The 20121-nt window shown below is 35.3% G+C and carries 15 protein-coding genes; all 15 read left to right on the top strand.

Annotated features, from left to right (window positions below; translation table 11 throughout):
• Positions 1 to 38 precede the first annotated feature (38 nt).
• The 15 genes from ASD98_RS18070 (at position 39) to ASD98_RS18000 (ending at position 20070) form a co-directional block, all read left to right on the top strand.
• Positions 39 to 1577: an alpha-N-arabinofuranosidase gene (locus ASD98_RS18070; RefSeq protein WP_056207047.1), complete on the top strand. Its 1539-nt coding sequence runs from the start codon at positions 39 to 41 to the stop codon at positions 1575 to 1577.
• A gap of 13 nt (positions 1578 to 1590) precedes the next feature.
• Positions 1591 to 3216: an arabinan endo-1,5-alpha-L-arabinosidase gene (locus ASD98_RS18065; RefSeq protein WP_056207044.1), complete on the top strand. Its 1626-nt coding sequence runs from the start codon at positions 1591 to 1593 to the stop codon at positions 3214 to 3216.
• A 265-nt stretch (positions 3217 to 3481) separates the two neighbouring features.
• Entirely contained in the window at positions 3482 to 4432 is a 951-nt protein-coding gene (locus ASD98_RS18060) for a glycoside hydrolase family 43 protein (protein ID WP_056207042.1), read from the top strand.
• Positions 4433 to 4550: 118 nt separating this feature from the next.
• The gene (locus ASD98_RS18055; protein ID WP_056207040.1) at positions 4551 to 5531 is read left to right on the top strand and encodes an arabinan endo-1,5-alpha-L-arabinosidase; all 981 of its coding nucleotides are present in this window, start codon (positions 4551 to 4553) and stop codon (positions 5529 to 5531) included.
• 12 nt (positions 5532 to 5543) lie between these two features.
• A complete protein-coding gene (locus tag ASD98_RS18050) occupies positions 5544 to 7526 on the top strand; it encodes a glycoside hydrolase family 127 protein (RefSeq protein ID WP_056207037.1) in 1983 nt (660 codons plus the stop codon).
• A 286-nt stretch (positions 7527 to 7812) separates the two neighbouring features.
• Positions 7813 to 9798 (top strand): alpha-L-arabinofuranosidase C-terminal domain-containing protein, encoded by a 1986-nt coding sequence (locus ASD98_RS18045; protein ID WP_056207035.1) that lies wholly within the window; start codon positions 7813 to 7815, stop codon positions 9796 to 9798.
• A 167-nt stretch (positions 9799 to 9965) separates the two neighbouring features.
• Complete coding sequence (locus ASD98_RS18040) at positions 9966 to 11657, top strand: ribulokinase (RefSeq protein ID WP_056207033.1); 1692 nt, start codon at positions 9966 to 9968, stop codon at positions 11655 to 11657.
• Positions 11641 to 12342, top strand: a complete 702-nt coding sequence (locus tag ASD98_RS18035) for an L-ribulose-5-phosphate 4-epimerase (protein WP_056207031.1) — start codon at positions 11641 to 11643, stop codon at positions 12340 to 12342. The genes ASD98_RS18040 and ASD98_RS18035 overlap by 17 nt, the downstream gene beginning before the upstream one ends.
• Before the next feature lie 220 nt (positions 12343 to 12562).
• The gene (araA, locus tag ASD98_RS18030; RefSeq protein ID WP_056207029.1) at positions 12563 to 14071 is read left to right on the top strand and encodes an L-arabinose isomerase; all 1509 of its coding nucleotides are present in this window, start codon (positions 12563 to 12565) and stop codon (positions 14069 to 14071) included.
• 104 nt (positions 14072 to 14175) lie between these two features.
• Positions 14176 to 15357, top strand: coding sequence for an aldose epimerase family protein (locus tag ASD98_RS18025; protein ID WP_056207027.1), 1182 nt, complete (start codon positions 14176 to 14178; stop codon positions 15355 to 15357).
• Positions 15358 to 15581: 224 nt separating this feature from the next.
• Positions 15582 to 16052 carry an OsmC family protein gene (locus tag ASD98_RS18020; protein ID WP_056207024.1) on the top strand — a complete coding sequence of 157 codons (471 nt, stop codon included), beginning with the start codon at positions 15582 to 15584 and terminating at the stop codon, positions 16050 to 16052.
• Between the two features lie 375 nt (positions 16053 to 16427).
• A complete protein-coding gene (locus ASD98_RS18015) occupies positions 16428 to 17750 on the top strand; it encodes a tyrosine-type recombinase/integrase (protein ID WP_056207022.1) in 1323 nt (440 codons plus the stop codon).
• An 89-nt stretch (positions 17751 to 17839) separates the two neighbouring features.
• Entirely contained in the window at positions 17840 to 18499 is a 660-nt protein-coding gene (locus ASD98_RS18010; RefSeq protein ID WP_056207019.1) for a hypothetical protein, read from the top strand.
• A gap of 84 nt (positions 18500 to 18583) precedes the next feature.
• Complete coding sequence (locus ASD98_RS18005) at positions 18584 to 18862, top strand: helix-turn-helix domain-containing protein (RefSeq protein ID WP_056207016.1); 279 nt, start codon at positions 18584 to 18586, stop codon at positions 18860 to 18862.
• A gap of 230 nt (positions 18863 to 19092) precedes the next feature.
• The gene (locus ASD98_RS18000) at positions 19093 to 20070 is read left to right on the top strand and encodes a hypothetical protein (RefSeq protein WP_056207013.1); all 978 of its coding nucleotides are present in this window, start codon (positions 19093 to 19095) and stop codon (positions 20068 to 20070) included.
• Positions 20071 to 20121: the final 51 nt, after the last annotated feature.

Here is a 20121-nt window from a genome sequence, read left to right as displayed (position 1 = left end):
GGAAAGTTTTCGGGCTTTCCTCTACAATAAAAACCACTATGAAAAAAGCACTTTTAATCACATTTCTTATTTCGTTTTGCAGTCAGCAGAATTTTGCGCAGACCTCAATAACCATTAAAAACACTACGGATGCCCCAACAATTGACAAAAACATTTATGGTCATTTTGCAGAGCATTTAGGCCGTTGTATTTACGGTGGATTTTTTGTGGGAGACACGTCGAAAATTCCAAATACAAAAGGAGTTAGAAATGATATTATAGCAGCTTTAAAAGATTTGAAAATTCCAAATTTAAGATGGCCGGGAGGCTGTTTTGCTGATACGTACCATTGGAAAGATGGAATTGGCCCTCAAGAACAAAGACCAACTATTGTAAACAAATGGTGGGGCGGCGTTACAGAAGATAACAGTTTTGGAACGCATGATTTCCTAAATATGTGCGAGCTTCTTGGAGCAGAACCGTATTTGTCAGGAAATGTAGGAAGCGGAACAGTTCAGGAATTATCGGACTGGGTTCAATACACCAATTTCAGCGGTAAAAGTCCGATGAGTGATTTGCGTAAAAAAAACGGAAGAACAGAACCATGGAAAGTAAAATTCTGGGGAATTGGAAATGAAGCCTGGGGATGCGGAGGAAATATGACGGCAGAATATTATGCTGGAGAGTATAGAAAATTCGCAACTTTTATGTCGGATTGGGAAAACACAGGTGGAATCACTCGTATTGCATCAGGATCAAACAGCGCCGATTATAACTGGACCGAAGTTTTAATGAAAAACATTCCGATCAATATGTTGGGCGGTGTTGGAGTGCATCATTATGCTGTAATCGACTGGGGCAAAAAAGGAGACGATAGAAATTTTACTGAAGAAGGGTATTTCAAAACCATGCAGTCCGCTTTAAAAATGGAAGAATTGGTTACAAAACATTCGGCTATTATGGACAAATACGATCCTGAGAAAAAAGTAGCCATGATCGTTGACGAATGGGGAGGTTGGTATGAAGTTGAAAAAGGATCAAATCCTGGGTTTTTATATCAGCAAAATACAATGAGAGATGCTGTTCTGGCCGGAGCAACACTAAACATCTTCAACAATCATGCTGATAGAGTTCGTATGGCAAACCTTGCTCAATGTGTAAACGTTTTACAAGCCGTAATCCTTACGGATAAAGCAAAAATGATTACAACACCAACGTATCATGTCATGAAAATGTATAGCGTGCATCAGGATGCAAAATTATTGCCGGTAAGTTTTACTTCTCCAAATTATACTTTTAACGGAGAAACACTTCCTGCAGTTTCGGCATCAGCTTCAAAAGATAAAAACGGTGCAGTTCATATTTCTTTAGTAAATGTGGATGCTAAAAACAAAAACAAAATAGAAATTGATGTAAATGATCTTGGCGTAAAAACGTTTACAGGAAGTATTATCACATCGGCTAAATTGCAAGATTACAATTCATTCGACACCCCTAACAAAATTGTTCCGACAGTTTTTAAAGGTTTCGAAAACAAAAAAGGAAAACTTGAAATTACTATTCCTCCTTTCTCAGTTGTGGTTTTAGAAGGAAAATAAAAGATAAAAAAAGATGAAAAAATCTAATTCCATTTTAAAAATAGCTTCTTATATAGGAGTCTTTTTAATTGCTCTTGCGGTAGTAAGTTGTTCAAAGGATGATCCTGCAACAAATGAAACTCCGGTTCCGCCGGTAGTGGTCGAACCGCCGGTAGTTACACCTGCTTTTCCCGGACCAACCTATGCTGATAATTATACTTCAATTTCAAGTTGGGGAAGCAGAGCACAATGGAATTTAGCTAACGTGCACGATCCATCGGTAGAAAAATGTGGTGATTATTATTATATGTATCAAACAGATGCTTCGTACGGAAATGCCCACGAAGGCAACGGACATTTTTTCTACAGAAGATCTAAGGATTTAATCAATTGGGAATTTATGGGATCTTCAATGAATCAGGCTCCGGCTTGGGTAAAAGATTCTTTAAACAATAAAAGAGCAAGAATGAGTCCGGCCTTACCTCCAATAGAAAATCCGAATTACGGCTATTGGGCACCTTGCGTTCGAAGAGTGGGTAATATTTACAGAATGTATTACAGCATTGTAGTGACGAATCCTATTGTAGGAACAGACACGAACACTTCCTGGACAGAACGCGCTTTCATTGGCTTAGCCGAAACAAATGATTTGGCATCTAACAATTGGGTCGACAAAGGAATGGTAGTTTGCTCTGAACCAGACGGCGTAAAAAGTTACGTTCGAAACGGCGGCAACGATTGGGATGCTTATTTTAAATTCAACGCCATTGATCCAAGTTTTATCCAGACTCCTGAAGGCGACCAGTACTTAATTTACGGTTCCTGGCATTCCGGAATTGCAGCTTTAAAACTAAATCCAACCACAGGAAAACCGGATAAATTAAAAACAATTGACGATTACGGAGTACGAATTGCAGGACGCGGAAATGTAAATACAAACCGTTGGCAGGCACTCGAAGGTCCGGAAATTATCTATAATCCAGAAACGCAATATTACTATTTGTTTTTGGCTTATGATGAATTATCAGTTGCTTACAATACGCGTGTTGCTCGTTCCAAAAATATCTTAGGGCCTTATGTGACCAATACTGGAATCAGCATTACAAACGGTGCAGAATGTTATCCGATGTTGACGCATCCATATCAATTTAAAAATCACACGGGCTGGGTTGGATTTGCGCATTGTGCAGTTTTTCAAAATCCAGATACTAAAAAATGGTATTATGCTTCTCAGGCACGTTTACCTGAGGGTGTTGCCGGAATCGCAGTTTCTAATGCTGTTATGATGGGGCATGTTCGCGGCATCGAATGGACAGAAGATGGCTGGCCGGTAGTCGAAGCAGAACGTTATGCGGGAGTGCCGACAACGACAATTTCTGAAGGAAGTTTTGTGGGAACCTGGGAACAGATCACCATGAATTATCAATACAAAACCATTCAAAAATCGGTTACAATAAATTTAACGGCAGATAAAAAAGTGAGTGGCGATGCAAACGGAACATGGTCTTACGACAGCGCAAAAAAAATCTTAACCGTAAACGGAGTAAAATGTAATGTAACCGATGCCTGGGATTGGGAATCAGCAACCAGAAAAGTAACCTTGAGTTACTCAGGTTTAACGTCAACAGGATTACCGGTTTGGGGCAAGAAAATTAATTAAACCCCAATTTTTTTAAATTCCAAATTCCAAACTTAAATTTTTTCAAACACATAGAAACATAGCTTAACAAATCGTATAAGATGTTTCACTTCAAATAAATCGCATAGCTATATGTATTAAAACTAAGTGAAACGCCTTTTTCAACACAAAGAATTCTATGTCTCTATGTGTTAAAATAAAAGCCACAGATTAAAGGATTAAAAGGATAAAAAATCTGCCTGATCTGCAAAATCTGCGAGAAAATATAATGTGTAAAACAATCATAATGAAAAATATAGTATCACTTTTAGTTTTGCTTGCCTTCTGTCAAACAGTTCAAAGCCAAATTGACCCCGCAAAATTCAATAATCCAATTATTAAAGATCAATATACTGGCGATCCTGCGGCATTGGTCTATAAAGATAAAGTGTATTTATACGCAGGTCATGATGAAGCGCCAAATGATTTTAATTTTTATAAGATGAATGAATGGGTAGTGTATTCGTCGTCTGATATGAAAAAATGGGAATCGCATCCGGTTCCGTTAAAAGTGACTGATTTCAAATGGGCAAAAAGTGATGCATGGGCTTCACAGGTAATTGAAAAAAACGGAAAATTTTATTGGTATGTAACGGTAGAACATGGCACTGTACACGGAAAAGCTATTGGAATTGCGGTTTCAGACAACCCAATTGGGCCTTTTAAAGATGCTTTAGGCAAAGCTTTGATTACAAATGACATGACCAAATTTAGCGACATAAGCTGGGATGATATCGACCCCACAGTTTATATCGATACAGATGGGCAAGCTTATTTGTTTTGGGGAAACACAGCCTGCCATTATGCAAAATTAAAAGAGAATATGACGGAAATAGATGGAGAAATTCATCATATAAAACTTCCAAATTATACAGAAGCACCGTGGATTCACAAACATAAAAACTGGTATTATTTGTCTTATGCGTATGAGTTTCCGGAGAAAATCGCCTATGCTATGAGCAAGTCCATTACAGGCCCGTGGGAATTTAAAGGAATTTTGAATGAATTGGCCGGGAACAGTAATACGAATCATCAATCGATAATTGATTTTAAAGGACAATCGTATTTTATTTATCATAACGGAGCGTCAATTCCGCACGGAGGAAGTTTCAGAAGATCAGTTTGTGTAGATAAATTATTTTATAATAAAGACGGAACAATGAAACGAGTTGTAATGACTTCTGAAGGAATTCAATAGTTAGTGTTCAGTATTCAGTTTTTTAGTGTTCAGTTCTGAGCTTTATTACAAAAACTGCTTATATGAACTATTAAAGTATTACAGTCAGAGTCAAACTTAAATTTCTTATATAACTTATATGGTTTACAAAAACATAAAATATGTACTTTCTGTTTTAATGATGCTGATAGTTTCAGTTTCATTTGCGCAGGAAATTGTAGTGCACGATCCGGTTGTTATCAAACAAAAAGATACTTATTATTTATATTGTACGGGACACGGAATCAGTGTTTTTAGTTCAAAAGATTTAAAAAAATGGGACAAACAGCCTCAGGTTTTTGCAGATAAACCCGTTTGGGCAGATGGCGTTGCAGCCGATTTTAAAAATCATATTTGGGCACCGGATATTTCCTTTCACAACAATGTGTATTATCTGTATTATTCAGTTTCGGCTTTCGCCAAAAATACTTCGGCGATAGGCGTTGCGACCAATACGACTTTAGATCCAAAAGACAAAAATTACAAATGGGTAGATCAGGGAATCGTGATTCAGTCACAACCCAATCGCGATATGTGGAATGCCATTGATCCGAATTTGATTTTTGATGAAAACAATACGCCATGGCTTTCATTTGGTTCTTTTTGGGAAGGATTGAAATTGGTAAAACTAAATCCCGATTTAAAATCGATTGCACAGCCACAGGAATGGCACACGATTTCAAAAAGAAAAAGAACTTTTGAACTAGCCGATTCTGATCCTGGCGATGGTGCGCTTGAAGCTCCTTTTATCTTCAAGAAAAACGGTTATTATTATCAATTTCTTTCTTGGGATTTATGCTGTCGCGGAGAAAAAAGCACTTATAAAGTGGTTGTTGGAAGATCTAAAACTGTGACCGGACCTTATATAGATAAAGATGGAAAATTATTGACTGAAGGCGGAGGAAGTATAGTCGTTCAGGGCGATGAGAATTACTTTGGCGTAGGCCATAACAGCGCTTATACATTTGATGGAAAAGATTATATTTTTTACCATGCCTACGAAAAGAAAACCAACGGAACGCCAAGATTAGTAGTGAGAGAAATGCTTTGGGACGCCGATTTATGGCCGATTTTAAAATAAGAATAAACAAAAATGAAAAAATACAATTTTCCGATACTAACAATTTTCATGTCATTGCTGATTTTGATTTCCTGTAAAGAAACCAAAAACAATGTGGTGCAAAAAAATGATAAAACTTCTGTTTTAAAAGCAGGTTATCAGATCGAACCGGTAAACATTCAAAATGTAAAATTAACAGATTCTTTTTGGTTGCCTATTATTAAAAGAGTGCAGGAAGTTACGATTGCTTATGCCATTCAAAAATGCAATGAAGAAGGCCGTTTTGAGAATTTCTTAATCGCAGGAAAACAAAAAACCGGAACAGTTAGAGGAGAAATGCCTTTTGATGATACAGATGTTTACAAGATTATCGAAGGTGCATCGAATACTTTAATTTCTGCTCCAAATCCAAAATTAGAGCGTGTGTTAGATTCACTGATTGCCATTGTAAAAATAGGTCAGGAAAAAGACGGTTATTTAACAACCTGGAGAACCATAAATCCTGCAAAACCGCCTGCAACCTGGGTTCCGGTTATAGAAGGAAAACGTTGGGAATCTTTGCAAATCAGTCACGAATGTTATAACGCCGGACATTTGATTGAAGCTGCAGTTGTGCATTATGAAGCGACTGGAAAAAGAAATTTCTTAGACATAGCCATCAAAAATGCCGATTTGTTTGTGAAAACTTTTGGCGATGGTCCGGGTCAGGTAAAAGGAGTTCCGGGACATCAGATTATTGAAACGGGTTTGATCAAATTATATCAAATTACCGGAAAAGAGGATTATCTAAAACTGGCAAAATACTTTTTAGACAATCGCGGAAATCCAAACAATCATAAATTGTATGGCGAATATGCACAGGATCATATTCCGGTAATTCAGCAAAATGAAGTCGTAGGTCACGCTGTTCGTGCTGTATATATGTACGCAGGAATGACCGATATCGCTGCCATGACAAAAGATAAATCCTATGAAAATGCCGTAAATAATTTATGGAATAATATGGTGAACAAAAAAATGTACATCACGGGCGGAATTGGTTCAAGACATGACGGCGAAGCTTTTGGAGCTAATTATGAGTTGCCAAATCTAACGGCTTACAACGAAACCTGCGCCGCAATTGGCGATGTGTATTGGAACCACAGACTGCACAGTTTATACGGAAAATCAGAATATTTTGATGTGATCGAAAGAACCATGTACAACGGATTAATTTCTGGAATTTCATTGACAGGAAAAGAATTTTTCTATCCAAATGCCTTAGAAGCCGATGGCGTTTATAAATCGAACAGAGGTTCTTGCACGCGTCAGGCTTGGTTTGACTGTTCTTGCTGTCCTACGAATTTGATTCGTTTTATTCCGTCGATTCCCGGATTGATTTATTCCAAAACAAATGATGTATTATTTGTAAATTTATATGCCTCAAACAGTGCTTCCTTCAAATTAGGAAAAACCGATTTGCAGATTTCGCAACAGACTTCTTATCCTTGGAACGGAAAAGTCGACATTTCTGTAAATCCAAAAAAAGAAAGCCAATTTACTATTAAACTTCGTGTTCCGGGCTGGGCCAGAAATGAGGTTCTGCCGGGAGATTTATACACCTATAAAAAAGCTTCGACTCAAAAAACTACTATTACTGTAAATGGAGAGACCATTGCAATACAGCCAGAAAATGGTTATTTCAATGTGACAAGAACTTGGAAAAAAGGAGATAAAATTGCCCTTAATTTTCCAATGGAAGTTCAGGAAGTTGAAACCAATTCAAAAGTGGAAAGTAACAAAAATAAAGTTTCATTAGAATATGGGCCGATAGTTTACGCAGTTGAAGAAATCGATAACAAAAGTAATTTCGATCAAATAAATGTGACTTCCGGAGATACTTTCAAAGTTAAAAAAGAAGCGAATTTATTGAATGGCGTAAACGTGATTGAGAATGAAAAATTAAAAGCAATTCCATATTACAGCTGGTCAAACCGAGGCGTTGGAAAAATGAAAGTTTGGTTAGATTATAAATAAGACAGAATAAAGGATTAGGATTTTATTCCTGCAAGGTTTCTAAAACCTTGCAGGAGAGTAAAAAAGTAAAATCCGTTTTAAACCCGCGTCATCCGCGTGCTATTAAACAAAGAACCAAGAAGAAAGATATAGCCACAGATTTAAAGATTAAAAAGATTTAAAAAAAATCTGCTTAAATCTGCAAAATCTGCGTGAAACAAAAAAATAAAAATCCGTTTTTATCCGCGGTTTCACTTTAGTGAATCAGTGTCATCCGCGTGCCATAAAACACATTAAATAAATAAAAATGAAGTCCAAATTAATTACAAAAATTACCCTTTGCGGTTTATTGCTGAGCGGCGTTTATGCATCGGCACAAAAAAATAATCTTCAAGTTGATGTTGCAAAAACAGTAACTAAAATTCAGCCTACCATGTACGGAGTGTTTTTTGAAGATATCAATTTTGCTGCAGATGGCGGATTATATGCCGAAATGATCAAAAACAGATCGTTTGAATTTCTGTTTCCAATGATGGGATGGAGTGAACCCAACAGCGATCGCCATAAATTAAATCAGCAATCCGGAATTGCCAATGTAATTCAGTATTCGCAAAAAGGAACCAATCATAATTACTGCAGGGTTACCATTAATGATGCATCAGGTTATGAGCTGATTAATGAAGGCTTCAGAGGGATGGGAATCAAGAAAGATTTGAAATACAATCTGACTTTAAAAGCTTCAAAAATTTCGGGGAATATCTCTAAAATTAAATTCCAATTTATTGACAAAAACAATAAAGTTTTAGGCGAAACTTCCGTTGTGCCAACATCAAACGACTGGTCAAATTATACGGCTCAATTAACATCTTCGGCAACAGAAGCCAAAGCAAAACTGAAAATTACTTTTGAAGGAAATGGCGTAATTGATCTGGATAATATTTCACTATTCCCAGAAGATACCTGGGCAGGAAGAAAAAACGGACTTCGTAAAGATTTAGTACAATTATTATACGATTTAAAACCAGGATTTTTACGTTTCCCAGGAGGCTGTATCGTTGAAGGAAGAACTTTGGCAGAACGTTACCAATGGAAAAAATCGGTTGGAAATGTAGAAGATAGAGAAACCGCGGTAAACCGTTGGAACATGGAATTTTCACATCGTCCGGCACCAGATTATTTCCAGAGTTTTGGTTTAGGATTCTTTGAATATTTTCAGCTTTCAGAAGATATCGGTGCTTCTCCATTACCAATTTTAAGTTGTGGAATGGCTTGTCAATTCAACACCGGAGAATTAGTTCCGATGGATCAAATCGATCCTTATGTACAAGACGCATTAGACTTAATTGAATTTGCCAATGGCGACCAAACAACCGCCTGGGGAAAAGTAAGAGCTGATATGGGACATCCAAAACCATTCAATTTAAAATTCATTGGGGTTGGAAATGAGCAATGGGGACCAGATTATATCGAGCGTTTCAAAGTTTTTCAAAAAGCAATTAAAGCCAAATATCCAAACATCACAATCGTATCTGGAACAGGACCTTTCCCTGACGGAGATTTTTACGATTACGGCATGGCAGCACTTAAAAAACTGAACGCAGAAGTCGTTGATGAACATTATTATAAAAACCCGGAATGGTTTAGAAAAAATGTAACACGTTATGATAATTACGACCGTAAAGGACCAAAGATTTTTGCCGGAGAATATGCAGCTCAAAGTGTAGCAATCGCAAGTCCGGATAATAAAAACAACTGGGAATGTGCTTTCTCTGAAGCGGCTTTTATGACGGGAATGGAACGTAATGCTGAGGTGGTGCAGTTGACTTCTTACGCGCCTTTATTGGCTCATGTTGAAGGCTGGCAATGGACACCGGACATGATTTGGTTCAACAATTTACAATCGTACGGAACGCCAAATTATTATGTTCAAAAATTATTTTCTAACAATAAAGGAACCGATTTAATCAATATTACAAAAGACGGAAAAGCAGTTACAGGTCAGAATGATTTGTTTGCATCGGCAGTAAAAGACGTGAATTCTAAAGAAGTGATTTTAAAAATTGTTAACGCAGCTTCTTCTTCACAAAATGTCTCAATTGATTTGAAAGGTGCAAAATTAGACTCAAAAGGGACGGCAATAATTTTAAAAGGAGATGGAATAAATGATGAAAATTCTTTTGATGCACCAACTAAAATTAGCCCGAAAGAAAGCGAATTTAAGTTAAGCGGAAGCAAAGTTCAATACGATTTCCCGGCATACTCGGTTACTGTTTTGAAAATTAAGATGAAATAATCGCAACAGAATAAATGTAAAACTAACGTTTATTTTCTGTTTTTGTTCTAAACCCTTGTTTTGATGCATTATTTGTAAAAATTCAAGTGCTTATTTTTATTAAGTGTTTATTGTACACTTATAAGTGAATTATAATTATATTTGTCATTATTAAAAATGAATTTCGAATGAAAAATTACGTTATAGGATTGGACTACGGAACAGATTCTGTTCGAGCGGTGCTTATTGATACAGAAAATGGGCAGGAATTGGCATCGAATGTTTCTCATTACAAAAGATGGAAAAACAAACAATATTGTGATGCATCTATAAATCAGTTTCGTCAGCATCCATTAGATCATATCGAAGGACTGGAAAGTACGATTCAGACAGTTATAAAAGAAAGTAAAGTAGATCCTTCTTTGGTAAAAGGAATTTGTATTGATACCACAGGATCTTCTCCAGTGCCGGTTACAAAAGACGGAACGCCATTAGCCCTGACAAAAGGTTTTGAGGAAAATCCAAACGCGATGATGGTGTTGTGGAAAGATCACACTTCAATCAACGAAGCAAACGAAATCAACGAACTGGCGGTAAGCTGGGGCGGAGAAGACGTCACTAAATATGTAGGCGGAATTTATTCTTCAGAATGGTTTTGGGCAAAAATCCTGCACATTGCCAGAGAAGATGAAGCCGTTCGAAATGCAGCGCACACCTGGATGGAACACTGCGATTTAATGACGTATTTATTAATTGAAGACAAAGATTTAAAAACATTCAAAAGAAGCCGTTGCGCAGCGGGTCACAAAGCAATGTGGCACGAAGACTGGAATGGATTGCCTCCGGTTGAATTCTTAGAAAAATTACATCCGTATCTAGCACAGCTTCGCGGTAATTTATACGATGAAACCTATACATCTGATTTAGTTGCCGGAAATTTAAGCAAAGAATGGGCGGATCGTTTAGGGCTTTCTACAGAAACTGTTGTTGCTGTTGGAACTTTCGACGCGCACTCTGGAGCGGTTGGCGCTAAAATTGGAGAAAATACTTTAGTTCGCGTTATGGGAACTTCAACTTGTGATATTCTGGTTGGTTCTTATGATGAAGTAGGAACAAAAACCGTTCGCGGCATTTGCGGACAAGTTGATGGATCTGTGATTCCGGGATTTATTGGTCTTGAAGCAGGGCAATCTGCTTTTGGCGATTTATTGGCCTGGTACAAAGAATTATTAATGTGGCCGACAGAACATTTATTAGGTTCTTCATCAATTTTAAATGATGCTCAAAAAGAACAATTAAGAGAAGAATTCAGCGATAAATTAATTGTAGAATTAACGAAAGAAGCAGAGAAAATTCCGGTTTCAGAAAGTCTTCCAATTGCATTGGACTGGATCAACGGAAGAAGAACTCCGGATGCCAATCAGGAAGTAAAAAGTGCGATTTCGAATCTTTCTTTAGGAACAAAAGCGCCTCATATTTTTAAAGCTTTAGTAAATGCAATCTGTTTTGGAGCGAAGAAAATCGTGGATCGTTTTGAAGAAGAAGGTGTGAAAATTGACAGCGTAATCGGAATCGGCGGCGTTGCCCGTAAATCTCCTTTTATCATGCAGACTTTGGCAAACGTTTTAAACAAGCCAATTAAAATAGCAGCTTCAGACCAAACTCCGGCTTTAGGCGCAGCAATTTATGCAGCCGTTGCAGCCGGAATTTATCCAAATGTAATCGAAGCGAGCCAAAAAATTGGAAGTGATTTTGACGGAGAATATTTCCCTCAATTAGATAAAGTTGCCGCTTATAACAAACTGCTTATAGCTTATGATCAATTAAGTGTTTTTGCAGATCCAACCATTAAAATTTCTCAAAATGAGTTCTCAGTATAAAGATTTAAAACAAGAATGTTACGAAGCCAATATGCAGTTAAATGCATTGAATTTGGTGGTCTACACTTTTGGAAATGTAAGTGCCGTGGACAGAAAAAATGGTGTTTTTGCCATTAAACCAAGCGGTGTTCCTTACGAAGATTTAAAACCTGAAGATATTGTTATTGTAGATTTTGACAACAACATTATTGAAGGAACCATGCGTCCGTCATCAGACACGAAAACACACGCATACTTATATAAAAACTGGCCAAATATTGGAGGCGTTGCGCATACACACGCGACCTATTCTGTAGCGTGGGCACAGTCGCAACAAGACATTCCAATTTTTGGAACTACGCATGCCGATCATTTGACTGCTGATATTCCGTGTGCACCGCCAATGGCAGATTCGCTGATTGAAGGAAACTATGAACACAATACCGGAATTCAGATTTTGGATTGTTTCAAAGAAAAAAATCTTTCTTACGAAGAAGTAGAAATGATTTTGATAGGAAATCACGGTCCATTTGCCTGGGGAAAAAATGCCGCAAAAGCAGTGTACAACAGCAAGGTTTTAGAAGTCGTAGCCGAAATGGCGTACCTGACTTTACAAATAAATCCAAACGCACCAAGATTAAAGGATTCATTAATAAAGAAACATTACAACCGCAAACACGGAAAAGATTCGTATTACGGACAGTAAAAAGTTTGTTTCAGGTTTCAGGTTTTTTTTGTTTCAAGTTGTTGGAACGTAAAACTTGAAACGTGAAACAAATAAAACAAAAATAATAAGATAACAATAAGTTTTCCGCATTTCAAAACTTGAAACCTGAAACAAAGAAAACCTGAAACAAAAATTAACAATTCAAGATTTTCAGATTCCAACAAACTTGAAACCTGAAACTTGAAACAAAATAAACAAAATGATAGATATATCTCAAAAAGAAGTATGGTTTGTAGTAGGAAGCCAGGAATTATACGGTGAAGAAACTTTAAGAAAAGTAGCGGAGCATTCTCAGATAATTGCAAAAGGATTAGATGCAACCTCTAGTATTCCGGTAAAAGTGGTTTACAAAGATGTGGTAAAATCGCCTTCGCAGATTTTAGATGTTTGTTTAGCGGCAAATTCAGAGAAAAACTGTATCGGAATTATCGCCTGGATGCACACTTTTTCACCAGCAAAAATGTGGATTGGCGGATTGAGTATTCTGAAAAAACCATTATGCCATTTACACACACAATACAATGCTGAAATTCCGTGGGGAACTATCGACATGGATTTCATGAACCTGAATCAATCTGCTCACGGGGATCGTGAATTTGGTTTCATCATGTCAAGAATGCGCAAAAAGCGCAAAGTGGTTGTGGGACATTGGGAAGACGAAAGAGTTCAGAAAAAATTAGGCATCTGGACAAGAGTTGCTTTAGGCTGGGATGAACTTCAAAACTTAAAAGTAGCCCGTATTGGAGACAATATGCGTGAAGTTGCGGTTACAGAAGGTGACAAAGTAGAAGCTCAGATTCGTTTTGGAATGTCAGTTAACGGATTTGATTCATCTGATGTTACCAAATATATTGAGAAAGTTACAGACGCAGCATTAAATGATTTATTAGCAGTTTACGAGCAATCATATACTTTGACAGATGCTTTAAAAGAAGGCGGAGCACAAAGAAGCTCATTAGCGGAAGCGGCAAAAATTGAATTGGGTTTAAGAGCTTTCCTAGAAGAAGGAGGTTTTGGAGCTTTTACAGATACCTTTGAAAATTTGGGTGTTTGGAAACAATTACCTGGAATCGCAACACAAAGATTAATGGCCGACGGTTATGGTTTTGGTGGAGAAGGAGACTGGAAAACAGCTGCAATGGTAAGAGCTTTAAAAGTAATGTGTGTTGGTTTAGAAGGCGGAACTTCTTTCATGGAAGATTATACGTATCATTTTACACCTCAAAAATCATACGTTTTAGGATCGCATATGTTGGAAATTTGTCCATCAATTGCCGACGGAAAACCTTCTTGCGAAGTACATCCTTTAGGAATTGGCGGAAAAGAAGATCCAGCTCGTTTGGTGTTTAATTCGCCTGCGGGAGATGCAATCAACGTTTCTTTGGTTGATATGGGAACTCGTTTCCGTTTAATTGTAAACGAAGTTGAAGCAATCAAACCAATGGCTGAATTACCAAAATTACCAGTTGCCAGAGTTTTATGGGATTGTAAACCCAACCTTGATATTGCTGCAACAGCTTGGATTTTGGCAGGAGGAGCGCATCATACAGTTTACAGCCAGTCCATCACAACTGAATACATGGAAGATTTTGCGGATATCGCCGGAATCGAATTATTGGTTATCGATGAAAAAACTACGGTAAGAGACTTTAAAGATAAGATCAATGCAAATGAAGCTTATTTTCATTTGTTTCAGCATGGACTTTAATCTAAGATACTAAGGTTCTAAGTTGCTAAGATTCTAAGTTTTTTATTACTTTTAGCTTTTAACATCTAACATTTAACTTTTTACAAACCAAAAAATTATCATTTATGAATGTATTAAAACGTTGTATTTTTGGAATCGGCCTAATGAGTTTGGCTGCAATTTCAGTTCAATGCAAAAACGATAAAAAAATGGATGACACTACAGTTTCTTCAGACAAAAAAGCTACGGTTACTATCGAAAAATCATCTTACGGAAAAACGGCAAAAGGAGAACAAGTCGACAGCTATAAATTGAAAAACCAAAATGGGATGGAAGTTGACATCATCACTTTTGGTGGAAGAATTACAGATTTGAAGGTACCTAACAAAGATGGTGTTTCTGAAAATGTTGTAATCGGATTTAATTCTTTGGCACAATACGAAAAAGAAAATCCATTTTTTGGAGCCTTGATTGGAAGATACGGAAACCGAATTGCTAAAGGAAAATTCACTTTAGACGAAAAAGAATATCAATTGGCAATCAATAATGCGCCAAATGCTTTGCACGGTGGACCACAAGGATTTTTTAATGTGGTTTGGAAAGCTGATGAAGCAAAATCCGGAGATACCGCAACTTTGAAATTATCGTATTTAAGTAAAGATATGGAAGAAGGTTATCCAGGAAACTTACAGGTTTTTGTGACTTATACGTTGACAAATGACAATCAGTTAGAAGTATTGTACGAAGCAAAAACAGATAAGAAAACGGTTGTGAATTTAACGCAGCATTCTTATTTCAATTTATCCGGAGATTTTACAAAAACAATCTTAGATCACGAATTGACATTAAATGCAGATAAATTAGTTCCAGTTGATGCAACTTTAATTCCGACAGGAAAAATAGACGATGTTGCGAATACGCCTTTCGATTTTAGAAAACCAAAATTAATTGGAAAAGACATCGAAGTGAAGAACGAACAATTAGAAAGAGGAAAAGGTTACGATCACTGCTGGGTATTGAACAATCCTGAAAAAGGAAAAACAATCATTGCAAAAGTATACCACGCAGCCAGCGGAAGAGTTATGGAAATGACAACAGACGAACCTGGAATTCAGTTTTACTCTGGAAATTTCCTTGACGGAACTTTGCCAATGCCAAACGGCGGAACATACGCACACAGAACCGGACTTTGTTTAGAAACAGAACATTATCCGGATTCTCCAAACCAGAAAAATTTCCCAACAACGGTTTTAAACCCAGGAGAACAATATAAAACTAAAACTACATTTAAATTTTCTGTGAAATAGTAGTTTTGGAATTTGTTTATTAATTTAGTAATTCTCTAAGAAACCTCGTAAGTATTTAGCTTACGAGGTTTTTTTATGAGAAAACAGGAGAGAAATTGCTCGCAAAGTCGCAAAGCCGCAAAGTTTTTTAAGATTGTTCGTAAACTTTGCGCCTCTGCGACTTTGCGATTAATTCATTTGCAACTCTGTAAAAAACGTAATTTTGTAAAGTAAACAAAAGCAAAATGAAACATCTTTTTAAAGCAGAGGCAAAATGGACTTCAAATCAAATTATAGAAGATTCAACGAAGAGGTTTTACAGCAAAAGTCATCAAATTCTAATCGAAGGAAAACCAGTTTTAGACATTTCAGCAGCAAAAGCTTTCAAAGGCAATCCGGAATTATACAATCCTGAAGATTTATTGTTAAGCAGTTTGGTTTCCTGCCACATGATGTCATATTTATATGTCTGCTCGCAAAACGGAATAGAAGTTCTGGAATATTCAGATAACGCCGAAGCCACACTTGAAGTTTCTCCAGATGGGAGCGGTCGTTTTGTTGAGGTTAGATTATATCCGAAAGTAAAAATTTCAAATTCAGATCAAATCGAATTAGCTTTAGACTTACATTTTAAAGCAAACCAGTTGTGCTTTATTGCTAATTCCTGTAATTTTCCTGTTTTGCATGAGGCGAGTTGCGAATTTTCCACCATATAAGTTATATAAATATATAATTGTGTTGTAAAATATCAGTTTCAGCTATTAAATGGACTTATATAACTTATATGGTAGAAAAATAACGCTATAAAACTAAAAAAACCTCTTCCGTTAAGAAGAGGTTTTTTGTACCCGGAGCCGGAGTCGAACCGTTTCAAATGCTATGTTTTTAGGATATTCTGAAAACAATAGATAAATGACCCTAATTGCTCTTATTTTCAATTATTAACAATGTTTTGTAATAGTATTAGAAGTGGAAATAAAATTAATAAAGTAGAATGTAAATGTAAATTTATCGGGCAAATATCGGGCGTTTTTTTAAAGTTGCCCGATATTTAATTATATTTGTATTGTTCAAACGTTCAATGTTCAAATATGGCATCAATTAAATTTAGATTGCGCAGTAGTGCAAACAAAAACGTCTCCATTAAAGTCCGGTTAATTTTAGGTTTTAAAAAACAGGATTTAGAATTAAATACGGGATTTTCAATTAATCCGAAAGATTGGAGCGATTCAACCGACCGACCCAAACAAAATAACTCCGAAAACAAAATCATTTTCAACAATCTCAAAAAGTTGGAATCATTTCTTTTTAAATCCCTTAATACCGATATGGGGGAAAGTATCATTATTGATAAATTTTGGTTAGAATCAAAGATTAGTGAATGCTTCAATCGTATAGAAAAAACTGACAACGGTTTAATTACGAACTATATTCAAAACATAATTGATGCAGCAGATGTTCGAAAAGTAAAAATAAAAGGCGGTTACAAACACGGGATTTCACTTAGCAGAAAAAACAGCTTTGTTGCAACAAAAAATGTCCTTTCAGAATACGAAACAAAAACGAAGAAGATTATCCACTTTATTGATATTAACCAAGCGTTAATTGATAAGTTTGAATATTGGTTACTCAAAACCAAAGGATATGCTGTAAATACAGCATCAAAGCATATTGCCAATATAAAAACGGTTTGTATTGAAGCTGAAAATAGAGGTATACAAGTGAATTCATATGCTAAGCAAATCACAATAGTATCAGAAAGCGACGAAGACCGCTATATTCAAACATTGTCCTTTGAAGAATTGGAAAAAATACGCACCGCTGACATTATAAGCGAAGCACACAAAAATGCCCGAAAATGGCTATTGATAGGATGTGAAATAGGGCAAAGAGGTGGAGATTTGCTCAATATTACAAAAGATAATATTCGTTACAAAGGCGGAAAGATGTATTTAGATCTGATACAGCAAAAGACAAAAAAAGCTGTAACTATTGGGGTAATTGCACCACACGTTATTGATATACTCGAAAATAGTTTTCCTTATAAAATTACAACGCAAAAACTTAATGACCATATTAAAAAGGTTTGTGAAACGGCTAAAATAAATGCAATGACTGAAGGCAAAATATTTAATGCAAAAACTGGACGAAAAGAGTTTAAATCATATGAAAAATATAAACTTATAACGACACACAGTTTTCGCCGTTCCTTTTGTACCAACTATTATAAAAAGATTCCAACCCCAGTCTTGATGGGTATATCTGGACATTCAAAAGAATCTATTTTTAGAGCTTATATCAATGCACCGGAGGATACAGATGAAAATGCTGATTTGTTTATGAAATTTTATAACGAAATACATAAAGATAAAGTGCCCGAAATGAAAATTATAAAGAACACCGCTCAAGTTTAACATATTGATTTTTTATAAAAAAACAGAAATTAAATTATAAAAAAAAGTAATAGCTTTTTAATATTTAAAACAAAAATAAAATAAGCAATATGGAAAACAATAATACTTTTAGTATGAGTATGTTTATTAAACATTATGAAGAAGAATATAATACTCAAAAAATGCTTTTCTTAATTGAAAATCCATCTAAAACAGTAGCAAACTTTATAGAAAATAAAATTGAAGAACTCAATCAAAAGGAATTAGAATATAAAAGGAAATGTAATTTATCGGATGAAGAAGTTTATCAGGAAATTAAACAGACCACAAAAGTTAGAAATTACATTAATAAAGGATTTGATAAAACACATAAAAAAGATTTTGATGAATCTTTAGAAAGTGATTTTTTGGAATTTCGAAAAAAATATACTCTTAAAGAAAAAAAAGAAGATAGTTTATTACTAAAATTTTACAAGACTAAACTTAAAAGTCTAGCAAGTAAATTACCAATAAATGAGCAAGAACCGGAAGTAAAGACACCTTATAAAATTGCCTTACTTGCGGAGATAGGTTTTTTTAATTTATCAGTAATTAAAAAACTATCTAACGAAAATAAATATAAAATAGTTCAACAGCTAATAGGAGGGACACTACGATCTGTAAAAGGAAATATATTAGTTCTTAATCCTGAAAGCAATGAAGATCGCACGAAATACACTGCGAACAATCATTCGGAAGATGTAAAAGACTACTTGGATAAGCTTAAATAACTTTGATGGGGGAACGATTGGGGGGATAAAACAAAATCTACCCCAATTAATATTGTTGAAATAAATTTAAAAATCATTTCAACAATGGAAACAATTCAATTCTTAAATTATTCGCCAAAACAACTACAGAGCGAAATTGCCGCATCTGTAAAAACACAGTTAGAGGAGTTTCTTCAAAACTACCAGCCTCAACAGCCAAAAGAATATCTTTCTCGTAAAAATGTAGCGGAAATGTTTGGAGTAGATATTAGTACCGTACATAATTGGTGTAAATCAAAACGTTTAAATCCATTAGGTATTGGCTCACGTGTTTACTTCTTACGTTCTGAAGTTGAGGCAAGTCTTACACCTCTTAATGGTTAAGACAAGGAAAAAAAAATCCAAAATAGCAATCCAACAGTTACTCAACGAATTAAGACAATGTAATCCTAAAGTAGGATGCATTACTCATTAGATTACTACAACGACTAGATATTTATTCTAACTAATTTTTTGTATAAAAAACAAGGAATAAACGAGAGCTCTTCCGGTTCTTGTTTATTCCTTGTTAAGTAGTTTGTTTCTAACACAAATGCAAAAAAAATTACAGGCAATTGATTGACTTCATAAAAATAGTACTTAAAGATTTTGATCGCTCCAAATTAGAGTGCAATTCTTTATTGAATTTTTTCGATACAATAAACCTAACTACGGGAGAACTAAAGGCTGTGAGCCGCAACGGGAACAGAGTAACACCATCAAAAAAAGCATTTTACAATGGTTTAGAATTCAAGATTTATGATTCAGGTACAATAACTATTACAGGGAGTTTGCATAAGTATTGGAACAATGGAGAACATAACTATAATGACTTTGGTAATATTGCGGTTTTATTGGTTTTGAAAGAATTAGAAATAAAATTTGGGATAAAGCCTCATCAATGTGTTTTAAAGTGCTTAGAGATCGGTATTAATATAACACCGCCAATTCCAACAAATGAAATTTTGGATAATTGTTTCCTACATAAAACAAAACCTTTTGAATATCAATTCAATTCGTGGAGAGGTAAATATAAGCAAGTCATGCATTCTCAATACATTATAAAAATATATAATAAAGCTTTACATTACGTTTCAAAAGGATTTAAAATAATCACGGAAATAATGCGATTCGAAATTAAATATACGAAAATGGAGAAGTTGAATAAAATCGGTATTTATACACTTCAAGATTTAATGGATTATGGACTTCATAACTTCAAAAAAGAACTGTTAAAGGAGTGGCAAAATGTGTTGTATTATGATAACACTGTCCGAATTGACACTTTAAGTACTAAAATTAAAAATACATTACTAAAATATTCAAATCCAAATTTTTGGATTGAATTGTTAGAAAATGGACAAATTAGAAATTTCAAATATCACAAAAATCAGTTAAAGGATTTAACAAGCGAAAACTCTAAAAAAACTCAAGAAGTAATTGCTATTACAATGGGCAAAAAGATTGATTTATTAAACACTAAAACTAGCCGAATTGACAATATAGTTAAAGGGTCAATTTGGACAGTAAATGAAATAAATATCACAGATTAAATATATTCTCTAAATTTAATTTGAAAATGAAATATCATACCAATAATTAAA

It is taken from the genome of Flavobacterium sp. Root186 (assembly GCF_001428525.1).
Lineage (GTDB): Bacteria > Bacteroidota > Bacteroidia > Flavobacteriales > Flavobacteriaceae > Flavobacterium.
The sequence above is the reverse complement of the archived record's forward strand: the minus strand, read 5'-3'. Positions and strand labels throughout refer to the sequence as shown.

Bases quoted from the DNA above. Each gene is read 5' to 3' on its own strand.
- ASD98_RS18060 (WP_056207042.1), top strand. From the start codon at position 3,482: ATGAAAAATATAGTATCACTTTTAGTTTTGCTTGCCTTCTGTCAAACA.
- ASD98_RS18005 (WP_056207016.1), top strand. From the start codon at position 18,584: ATGGAAACAATTCAATTCTTAAATTATTCGCCAAAACAACTACAGAGC.
- ASD98_RS18055 (WP_056207040.1), top strand. From the start codon at position 4,551: ATGGTTTACAAAAACATAAAATATGTACTTTCTGTTTTAATGATGCTG.
- ASD98_RS18035 (WP_056207031.1), top strand. From the start codon at position 11,641: ATGAGTTCTCAGTATAAAGATTTAAAACAAGAATGTTACGAAGCCAAT.
- ASD98_RS18070 (WP_056207047.1), top strand. From the start codon at position 39: ATGAAAAAAGCACTTTTAATCACATTTCTTATTTCGTTTTGCAGTCAG.
- ASD98_RS18025 (WP_056207027.1), top strand. From the start codon at position 14,176: ATGAATGTATTAAAACGTTGTATTTTTGGAATCGGCCTAATGAGTTTG.
- araA (WP_056207029.1), top strand. From the start codon at position 12,563: ATGATAGATATATCTCAAAAAGAAGTATGGTTTGTAGTAGGAAGCCAG.
- ASD98_RS18045 (WP_056207035.1), top strand. From the start codon at position 7,813: ATGAAGTCCAAATTAATTACAAAAATTACCCTTTGCGGTTTATTGCTG.
- ASD98_RS18050 (WP_056207037.1), top strand. From the start codon at position 5,544: ATGAAAAAATACAATTTTCCGATACTAACAATTTTCATGTCATTGCTG.
- ASD98_RS18065 (WP_056207044.1), top strand. From the start codon at position 1,591: ATGAAAAAATCTAATTCCATTTTAAAAATAGCTTCTTATATAGGAGTC.
- ASD98_RS18015 (WP_056207022.1), top strand. From the start codon at position 16,428: ATGGCATCAATTAAATTTAGATTGCGCAGTAGTGCAAACAAAAACGTC.
- ASD98_RS18040 (WP_056207033.1), top strand. From the start codon at position 9,966: ATGAAAAATTACGTTATAGGATTGGACTACGGAACAGATTCTGTTCGA.
- ASD98_RS18020 (WP_056207024.1), top strand. From the start codon at position 15,582: ATGAAACATCTTTTTAAAGCAGAGGCAAAATGGACTTCAAATCAAATT.
- ASD98_RS18010 (WP_056207019.1), top strand. From the start codon at position 17,840: ATGGAAAACAATAATACTTTTAGTATGAGTATGTTTATTAAACATTAT.